The organism is Stenotrophomonas sp. AGC87 (assembly GCF_057333975.1).
Genome location: NZ_JBHFHW010000025.1, coordinates 67,392 through 69,736 on the forward strand (window position 1 = coordinate 67,392; position 2,345 = coordinate 69,736).

The 2,345-nt window shown below is 66.8% G+C and carries 2 protein-coding genes; both read right to left on the reverse strand.

From position 1 onward, the window contains the following. Nucleotides 1–163: 163 nt before the first annotated feature. Complete coding sequence (locus ACE026_RS09250; protein WP_486038765.1) at nucleotides 164–1,162, reverse strand: magnesium and cobalt transport protein CorA; 999 nt, start codon at nucleotides 1,160–1,162, stop codon at nucleotides 164–166. Between the two features lie 15 nt (nucleotides 1,163–1,177). Beyond that, the coding region (locus ACE026_RS09255; RefSeq protein WP_486038766.1) for a lipoprotein N-acyltransferase Lnb domain-containing protein at nucleotides 1,178–2,345 on the reverse strand (1,168 nt) is incomplete at its 5' end.

Genomic DNA, 2,345 nt, shown 5'->3' on the forward strand with positions numbered 1-2,345 from the left:
GCTCACGCCCATTCCCCGGACGGCCGGGAGCATCAAATGAGGGTCATGCCACCGGAGGAGCCGGCCCCCCCCCCCCCACTACCCACCGTCGTGGCCAGCGGTCGCCCGCCGTAGCGAGCAACGGTCACCACCGTAGCGACCAACGGTCGCCTACCTACACCTACTACAACCAGCGCGCGCGCTTGAACAAACGGTACAGCCCCACGCATACCGCACCGACGCCGATGATCATCGCCGGGTAAGCCCACGGCTTGTCCAGCTCGGGCATGTGGGTGAAGTTCATGCCATACCAGCTGGTGATCAAGGTCGGGGCGGCCAGCAGCGCCGCCCAGGCGCCCAGGCGCTTCACGGTCTCACCCTGGGCCAGGGTCACCAGCGACAGGTTCACGCTCAGCGCGGTGCCCAGCATCTCGCGCAGGGTATCGATCACATCGCTGATCCGCACCGCGTGGTCGTGCACGTCGCGCAGATACAGCTTCACTTCGTCGGGCACCAGCTCGCCCTGATAGCGCTTGATCTGCGAGAGCATGTCCTGCAGCGGCGCGACCGCCATGCGCATCTTGTTGAGTTCGCGCTTGAGCTCGTACAGGCGTACCACGGTGTGGCGCTTGTAGTTGTCGGAGAAGATGTCCTTCTCCAGCAGCTCCAGCGTGTCACGGTAGCGCTGGGTGATCGGCAGGTAGTTGTCGACCACGAAATCCAGCACCGCATACAGGCAGTACGACGGGCCCATCGTGCGCAGCAGCTCCGGCTCGCGCTCCACGCGGGCGCGCGGGGCAGCATAGGACAGCGACGCACCATGGCGCACCGTGACCAGGAAGCGTGGCCCGAGGAAGGCATGCGTCTCCCCGTACTGGATGCGCTCGTCCACCATCTGCGCGGTGGTCACCACCACGAACAGCGAATTGCCGTAGGACTCGACCTTGGGCCGTTGATGCGCGTTGCGAGCGTCTTCGATGGCCAGTGAATGCAGGCCGAATTCTTCCTGCAGTTTCAACAGCACGCTGTCGTCGGGTTCGTACAGGCCCACCCAGACGAAGCCGTTGTCGCTGGCGATCACATCACTGATCGCATCCAGGCTGATGTCGTGGCGCTTGCCCTGGTCATCGTAGTGAACGCAGTTGATGACGCAGGCGGGGTTTTCAGGTGTGACGGTATCCATGGCGGGCATCGTGCGTCAGCGGCCCGTGACGGGCAGGTCACGGCGGCCCAGCACCCATGCCAGCGCCACGTGGATGGGCAGCAACAGCACGATCCACTGCAGGTTGTACTGCGCCTGCAAGGTCAGCCAATGCAGCACCAGGCCGAGCAGCGACATGCCGGCGACCGCCCACAGCACGATCCGGAACCACGCGCGCGGCGCGCGGCCGCGCAGCAGGGTGATCGCAGCGGGAACGATCAGCAGGCACAGCGGCGAGAGCTGCAGCAGGTTGCGGTTGGCCCAGGCAGCCTGGTGCGCACTGAAGCCCCACAGGTAGGTCACCAGGGCGCCACCAATGCCGCAGAACAGCCAGAACGGCAGTGCCAGGCCCCCCAGCAGGCGGCGTCGGCGGCGCAGTGCAACCACACCCGCAGCGGCGATCAGGCCGCACAGCAGCCACGGCCACCAGCTGCGCGGGGACTCGGTCGGCTCCGGGGCGATCCGGTGCGGCAGCAGTTCCTGCTCGGCCTGCACCAGCGGGCGGCCTTCGCTGTTGCGCACCTGGCGCAGCGCATCGGCCAAGCGCATCGGCACGAAGGCTTCCTGCCAGCGCGACAGCGGCTTGTCGGCGAACGGGCCTAGGCCGATATCGAAGCCCAGCCACATCCACGGCGAAGGCGAGGCCAGACGTACCGATTCACTGCGGTAGGTGTTGCCGCGTGAGCGCCCGGAGAGCTGTGAATGCAGCCCGCCGCCGAGCGCGCCATCGATCGCATCGCGGACCATGGTGGCGCAGTTGGCGGTGTAGTAATCGTAGTGATAACGCGCGTTCTCGGGCTTGGCGCGCTCGGCCAGTGACGCGGCCAGGGTGCGCGCCTGCGCGGGCGTCAGGTCCAGCCACTGCACGCTCGCGCCGCGGCCGCTCTCCTGGTAGTACGACAGGTCCTGCCCGAGCGGCAGCGCGACCAGGTAATACATCATGTCGCCGCGCACGAAGTTGCCGATGAAATCGGACTCGCTCGAGTCGAAGTAACCGAAGTTGTAGGAGGTGGCGTCGCCGGTGACCGGATCGACTACGACCAGTGCGTCATGCCCGAAGCGTTCGAAGAAGATCTCGCCCGGCTGCATGGTGACCACGCCGATGCGTGGCGCCTCGGTGGCAGGGGCCAGGGCGGCAGTGGCGGGCACGGCATCCTGCGCGGCC

What these genes read in the sequence shown, in the direction of transcription:
- ACE026_RS09250 (WP_486038765.1), bottom strand. Translation starts at nt 1,162, where the DNA reads ATGGATACCGTCACACCTGAAAACCCCGCCTGCGTCATCAACTGCGTT.